Here is a 7,220-nt window from a genome sequence, read left to right as displayed (position 1 = left end):
GGAGGCGCGTACCCCGGCAGACAAACGTAAGTATTGAGCATTTCCCCCCGTTGTGGTACCGTTTCCCGTTACTTTTGTTCCAATCTACCCTTCGACAGGAGATTAGTTAATGTTCGGAACCATCGTCAAGAAGATCGTCGGCAGCAAGAACGAGCGCGAGCTGAAGCGCCTCTGGCCGGTCGTGGAGAAGATCAACGGTCTGGAGCCGCAGTTCGCGAAACTCAACGACGATCAGCTTCGCAATAAGACCTTCGAATTCAAGGAGCGTTACGCCAAGGGGGAACCCCTCGACTCGATCCTCCCCGAGGCCTTCGCCGCCTGCCGCGAGGCGGGGAAACGCGTCCACAACATGCGTCACTTCGACGTGCAGCTCATCGGCGGCATGGTCCTCCACCAGGGGAAGATCGCCGAGATGAAGACCGGTGAAGGGAAGACCCTCGTGGCGACCCTCCCCGCCTACCTCAACGCCCTGACCGGCAAAGGGGTCCACGTCGTCACGGTGAACGACTACCTTGCCAAGCGGGACTCCGAGTGGATGGGGATGATCTACAACTTCCTCGGCCTCTCGGTGGGGGTCATCGTCCACGGTCTCGACGACGAGGAGCGCCGCGCCGCCTACGGCGCCGACATCACCTACGGCACCAACAACGAGTTCGGCTTCGACTACCTGCGGGACAACATGAAGTTCTCCCTCGACGACTACGTGCAGCGTCCCTTCCACCACGCCATCGTCGACGAGGTGGACTCGATCCTCATCGACGAGGCCCGCACCCCCCTCATCATCTCCGGCCCGACGGAGGAGTCCACCGACAAGTACTACGTCATCGACCGGATCATCCCGAACCTGAAAAAGGGGGAGGTGAAGGAGGAGGAGGCGAACACCCTCTCCGGCAAGCGCAAGGTCTACACCGGCGACTTCACGGTGGACGAGAAGGCCCGTTCCGCCACCCTCACGGAGGAAGGGGTGCTCAAGGTCGAGAAGCTCCTCAAGATCGACAACCTCTACGATCCGCGCAACATGGAGATCCTCCACCACGTGCAGCAGGCCCTGCGGGCCCACGCCCTCTACAGGCGGGACGTGGATTACGTGGTGAAGGACGGCGAGGTGCTCATCGTCGACGAGTTCACCGGTCGCCTCATGCCGGGCCGGCGCTGGTCCGACGGCCTCCACCAGGCGATAGAGGCGAAGGAAGGGGTGGAGATCGAGAACGAGAACCAGACCCTGGCCACCATCACTTTCCAGAACTACTTCCGGATGTACGAGAAGCTCTCGGGGATGACCGGTACCGCCGACACCGAGGCCGAGGAGTTCCACAAGATGTACAAGCTCGACGTCGTGGTCATCCCGACCAACCGGCCGCTCCTCCGCCCCGACTTCCCCGATGTCATCTACAAGACCGAGATGGAGAAATTCAGCGCAGTCATCGAGGAGATCAGGGAATGCCACGCCAAGGGACAGCCGGTGCTGGTCGGCACGATCTCCATCGAGAAGTCGGAAGTCCTCTCCGAAATGCTCCGCAGGCAGGGAATCCCGCACAACGTTCTGAACGCCAAGCAGCACGAGAAGGAGGCGGAGATCGTCGCCCAGGCGGGACGCAAGGGGATGCTGACCATAGCCACCAACATGGCGGGACGTGGTACCGACATTCTCCTCGGCGGCAATCCCGACAGCCTGGCCAAGCAGTGGCGCCGGGCCAACCCGGAGGCGGGCGACGGGGAGTACGCGGCGGTCCTGGCGCGGTTCAAGGAGGAGAGCGCCAGGGAGCACGACGAGGTGGTGAAGCTCGGCGGCCTCCACATCCTCGGTACCGAGCGCCACGAGTCGCGGCGGATCGACAACCAGCTCCGGGGGCGCTCCGGCCGCCAGGGGGACCCGGGATCGTCCCGCTTCTACCTCTCACTCCAGGATGACCTGCTGCGGATCTTCGGTTCCGAGCGGGTCGCCAAGATCATGGATTTCCTCAAGATCGAAGAGGGGGAGGCGATCACCCACGGGATGATCACCAAGGCGATCGAGAATGCCCAGAAGAAGGTCGAGGCCCACAACTTCGACATCCGCAAGCACCTCATCGAGTACGACGACGTCATGAACAAGCAGCGCGAGGTGATCTACACCCAGCGCCGCGAGATTCTGGGGGGCGATGATATCCGGGGGCACTTCACCCAGATGCTCGACGACACCATCGAGGATGTTGCCGCCGCCTACGCCATCGACAAGGTCTCGGCCCACGAGTGGGATTGGCAGGCGATCGGCGAGGCGATCTACAAGGTCTTCAGCATCCAGCTTGACGTCCCGGCAGAGACCATGGAGCGGCTCTCTCCCGAGAGCTTCCGGACCCTGCTCAGGGAGAACGTCCACCGACTCTTCGACGAGAAACTTCAGTCCTTCGGCGACGAGCTCATGGACCACCTCATCAAGGTGATCATGCTCCAGACCATCGACAGCCAGTGGAAGGACCATCTCCTCTCCATCGACCACCTGAAGGAGGGGATCGGCCTGCGGGGCTACGGCCAGAAGGACCCCAAGCAGGAGTACAAGAAAGAAGCCTACGAGCTCTTCATGGCTCTGATGGCGCGCATCGCCGAGGAGACCGTCGAGAAGATCTTCTGGGTCCAGATCGCCCGCGAGGAGGATGTGGAGCAGATGGAGGAAGAGCTGCCGAAACAGCAGCCGAAGAAGATGGTCTTCAACCTCGGCGAGGAGCCTGCCGCCGCGCCCCAGCCCGTGAAGAGCAAGAAGACCGCCGGCCGCAACGACCCGTGCCCCTGCGGCAGCGGCAAGAAGTACAAGAAGTGCTGCGGAAAATAATCTGTGTCTTGTAGGGGCGGCCCCGTGTGGCCGCCCAGGGGCAACCACATGGGGTTGCCCCTACATGGAGAGGCATCATGAACATCAAAGGCTTTCAGTTCTCCGCCGTGGAGGCGGCCATCAAGAAGCCGGGCCGGCTCGACCTGGCGCTGATCTTTTCAGAAACGCCGGCCGCCGTGGCGGCGGTCTATACCACCAACAAGGTGAAGGCGGCGCCGGTGCTGATCGACATGGAGCGGAGCCGGGACGGTTCCTGTCAGGCGATTGTCGTGAACAGCGGCAATGCCAACGCCTGTACCGGCCCGCGGGGGATGGACGACGCACGGGAGACCACCAGGCTGGTGGCCGAGGGGCTCGGGGTCCCCGACGAGGCGGTGCTCGTCTCCTCCACCGGTGTCATCGGCGTGCCGCTTCCGATGGAGCGGATCCGGAGAGGGATACGCCCCTTGGTGGATGGGATCTCTGGCGGTACCCTGGATGGCGTGGCCCGCGCCATCATGACCACCGACACGTTCCCCAAGCTGGAGAGCCGGAAGGGGAGCGCCGGCGTGAAGGAGTACACCATCGCCGGCATCGCCAAGGGGGCCGGGATGATCATGCCGAACATGGCCACCATGCTCGCCTTCATCGTCACTGATGCGGCGGTGGATCCGGCGTGGCTCCGGACGGTGTTCGCCGCCGGCGTCGAGCGCTCCTTCAACGCCATCACCGTAGACGGCGATACCTCCACCAACGATACCGCCATCATCATGGCGAACGGCGCGGCAGGCAACCCTCCCCTTACCGGCACCGCCGACGGGGCCGCCGACTTCGTCCGACTGCTCGACGAGGTGCTCCTGGCGCTGGCGAAGCTCATCGTCAGGGACGGAGAGGGGGCGACCAAGTTCGTGGAGATCACCGTGCTGGGGGCGCGCTCCGACGCTGACGCCAAACGGGCGGCCATGGCGGTTGCCAACTCGTGCCTCGTGAAGACCGCCTTCTTCGGCCAGGACGCCAACTGGGGCAGGATCTTCGCGGCGGTGGGGTATTCCGGCGCCGATGTGGAGCCGGAGCGGGCGGAACTCTTCTTCGACGGTGTCCGGATGGTGAAGAACGGTATCTTTGCCGGCGGCGATGCCGAGGCGCGAGGTACGGAGGTCCTGAAGCAGAAGGAGTTCACGGTCGTCGTAGACCTCCACCTCGGTGGCGGCACCGCCACGGTCTATACCTCGGACCTTTCGTACGACTACGTAAAGATCAATGCCGACTACCGGACCTGATTCGTGAGGAGTGTGGAGTGAGGAGTGAAAATAATCCCGGCTTGAGCCGCATGCGGGAGGTGAAATCGATGGGTAGGCTGCTCGCTTGTCTGGTGGTGCTTGTTCTGTTTACTTGCGGTGCGACGCGCGTTTTCGGGGCCGACCTGAGGATCACGGAAATGGCGGTCACCACCAAGATCGTCCGGAACAATCCGATCGATTCGGTGAAACGGATATCGTCAACATCGGTGAAGGCCCTCTACTGTTTTACCCGCCTCGTGAACCCTTCCCAGCAGGATACCGCCATCAGGCATGTCTGGTACAGGAACGGCGCGGTGGTCGGCGAGCAGGAGCTCAAGGTGAAGGGAGAGAAGTGGCGGACCTGGAGCAAACGCCCCATCGACCGGGAATCGGTGGGGAAGTGGCGGGTTGAGGCCCTCGACGCCGGGGGAAAGCTTCTGAAGGCGGTGGAATTCAAGATCAACTGAGGGGGGCTCTGCTCCCCTTTTCCATTTGTGCGGCCCGGCTTTTGCAGTCCTTTCCAGGTAACCGCAAAAGTCCGGGGCCTCCTCCCCGCGCGAAGATGGTGTAATGCCAGTGAGACACGGAAAACTTCTCGTCATACTCTGCGTGCTGCTCAGTTCGCTGACGGTTTTCGCCGGCGATGTGCCGCTCGTCGTCACCTCCGAAAAGGCGGGGCTCATCGGGGCGATCGTGGAAAAGGCGATGGCGGACGGGCTTGTTGCCGGAGGGGTCGTGCTCGTCGGCAACCGTACCGGGGTCGTCTACGAAACCGCTTTCGGCCGGACCGCGGGAACACCCGACGCGCCCCCCGTCACCAGTGATACGCTCTTCGACGTCGCCTCCCTTACCAAGGTCATTGCCACGACACCCGCCGTCATGAAGCTGGCGGAGGAGGGGAAGGTGAGTCTCGTCGACCCCGTCGGCCGATGGTTTCCCGAGTTCGCCGGCAAGGGGAAGGACGAGGTGCTCGTGGTCAATCTCCTGACACACACCTCGGGGCTTGACGATTTTCCCCTCTCTCCCCGTGCGCCCCTGCAAAGTGCCATCGAGGGAGCCGCTGCCCAGAAACTGAAGGGGGAGCCGGGGCATCGCTTCAGATACGCGGACATCAATTTCATCCTTCTGGCCGAGCTGGTGCGGCGGGCTTCGGGGGTCCCCCTCGACAGGTACGCATCTGCCTCCTTCTACGCGCCGCTCGGCATGTGGGACACCTGTTTCAATCCGGGCTCCGGGACAGTCGGCCGGTGTGCGGCAACCCTCGACAGCGCGGGGTTGCCGCAGTTCGGGAAGGTCCAGGACCCTTTGGCCCGGCTCCTCGACGGTGTAGCCGGACACGCGGGGCTCTTTTCCACGGCCGGAGACCTGGCGGTGTATTGCCGGATGATCCTGAATGGAGGAATGCTCAACGGCCAGCGGGTGCTGGAGTCGCGCACCGTCGCCCAGATGACGGCCCCCTATTTTTCCCGCGGAGGGAAGGTGGCGCGGGGGCTTGGCTGGGATATCTCTTCTCCGTACTCATCGCCGCGCGGCAACGGTTTCTCCGAGTATTCGTTCGGCCACACCGGCTATTCGGGTGGATCGGTATGGCTCGATCCGGAGAGTGGTTCCTATGTCATTTTCCTCTCCGCGCGCCTCGATTACCGGCATACCCGCGCCTTCAGCAAGTTGCGCAGCGACATCTCCACCCTTGCGTTCGAGATGCTGGAGCCGACTCTCCATGCGCGCGCCATGGAGGGTGGTGGGACCCCTTCGCCGTTCCGGTAAATATCTTGACACCCTTGGGGTCTTATGCTAGCTTTTCCCGCGATTGTCCGCGGTTTGAGACTGTTTTGAACGGGCCGCAGACCCCCCGCCTGAGGAGGATTTCATGGGCAGCAGGCTTCTCCTTGCCGACGACAGCATTACCATTCAGAAGGTCGTAGGGATCATCTTCGCCAATGAGGATTATGAGCTGACCGTCGTCGACAACGGTGACGCCGCTGTGGAAAAGGCCCGCGAGGTCCGCCCCGATGTGATGCTGGTGGATGCGGTCATGCCCGGAAAAAGCGGTTACGAGGTCTGCGCGGCGGTCCGCAGGGATCCCCTCCTGAAGGATGTCCCGATTCTCCTGATGACCGGTGCCTTCGAGCCCTTCGACGAGGAGAAGGCCCGCGAAAGCGGGGCTGACGACTTCATCTCCAAGCCTTTCGAATCCCAGCAGCTTGTCGACAGGGTAAAGAGCCTTATGGCGCTTCGCGCGTCGCGGCCGGAAGCGCCGGCGGCAGAGGCTGCTCCGGAGGCCCCGGGCGAGGAGCTCTTTACGCTCGATCTTGAAACGCCGCTTCCGGTGCCCGAAGAGCCCGTCGCCCCTGTCACCCCCTTTGCCGAGCCGCTCTTCGAGACCCCTGCCGCCCCGGAGTCGGCGTTTTTCGCCGAGCTTGAGGAAGTTTCTCCTGCCGACGACCTCTGGGGTGCTTTTGAACTCGTGGAAGAGGTTGTTGAGGAGGAAGCAGGGGGAGGGGTCGAGACTGAGGTCGGGATCGAAGCCTCACTGCCTGCCCCCGGGCCCATAGGGGAGGTCTCTTCCGGTGCTCCGGCGGTCGCCCCGGCCGGGACCGTGGAGTTCGGCATCCCGGCCGAAGAAGAGTTCGTCTTCGGTGTCGAGGAGGAGCCCGCCGCGCCGTCATCCCCCGCTGTGGAACAGTTCGAGGCGCTTTCCGTCGATACCTTCTCGTTCGAATCCGTTTCCGCCCCCCCCGCGGAGCCCTTCGCGTTCGGGATGGAGGAGGCGGCCGCACCGGCCGCGGAAGAGCCGGCAGGCGGCGAGGCTTTCGTCCCCCTGTTCGGGGAGCCGGCCCTGCCGGAGGTCGAACAGCAGGTCGCACCCGAGGAGGAGTATGTACCGGCGGCGGAGGCGATCGCTTCCCCCGCCGCTGCGGCCCCCTCCGGGCCTGCCGAGGCGCCCGGCGGGACCATCACCCTTACCGAGGAGCAGCTCTCGGCGGCCATCTCCCGGATCTCCCGGGAAATCATCGAGAGGATCGCCTGGGAGGTAGTTCCCGATCTTGCGGAGACGCTCATCAAGGAAGAGATCCGCAAGATCAAGGAAGGGAGCTAGCGCCGGCCACAGGCGGCTGGAGAACGGCTGGAACCGGCTGATTTCGAATGGG

5 protein-coding genes are annotated in these 7,220 nt (G+C 63.5%); all 5 read left to right on the top strand.

What is annotated here, in order from left to right:
* Positions 1-109 precede the first annotated feature (109 nt).
* The 5 genes from secA to M6689_RS07730 all read left to right on the top strand — a co-directional run bounded on the left by secA (position 110) and on the right by M6689_RS07730 (position 7,168).
* On the top strand, positions 110-2,809 hold the full coding sequence (gene secA / locus M6689_RS07750) for a preprotein translocase subunit SecA (protein ID WP_298269894.1): 2,700 nt from the start codon (positions 110-112) through the stop codon (positions 2,807-2,809).
* Positions 2,810-2,886: 77 nt separating this feature from the next.
* Entirely contained in the window at positions 2,887-4,068 is a 1,182-nt protein-coding gene (gene argJ / locus M6689_RS07745) for a bifunctional glutamate N-acetyltransferase/amino-acid acetyltransferase ArgJ (RefSeq protein WP_298269892.1), read from the top strand.
* Between the two features lie 68 nt (positions 4,069-4,136).
* Positions 4,137-4,535 (top strand): DUF2914 domain-containing protein, encoded by a 399-nt coding sequence (locus M6689_RS07740; protein ID WP_298269890.1) that lies wholly within the window; start codon positions 4,137-4,139, stop codon positions 4,533-4,535.
* Positions 4,536-4,638: 103 nt separating this feature from the next.
* Positions 4,639-5,835, top strand: a complete 1,197-nt coding sequence (locus M6689_RS07735; RefSeq protein ID WP_298269887.1) for a serine hydrolase — start codon at positions 4,639-4,641, stop codon at positions 5,833-5,835.
* Positions 5,836-5,938: 103 nt separating this feature from the next.
* Complete coding sequence (locus tag M6689_RS07730) at positions 5,939-7,168, top strand: response regulator transcription factor (protein WP_298269884.1); 1,230 nt, start codon at positions 5,939-5,941, stop codon at positions 7,166-7,168.
* The last annotated feature ends 52 nt before the right edge of the window (positions 7,169-7,220 follow it).

Origin of the sequence: Geobacter sp., from assembly GCF_027327745.1 — a bacterium.
In the GTDB taxonomy this organism is placed as follows: domain Bacteria; phylum Desulfobacterota; class Desulfuromonadia; order Geobacterales; family Geobacteraceae; genus Geobacter.
This window is presented reverse-complemented; position numbering and strand designations above follow the sequence as displayed.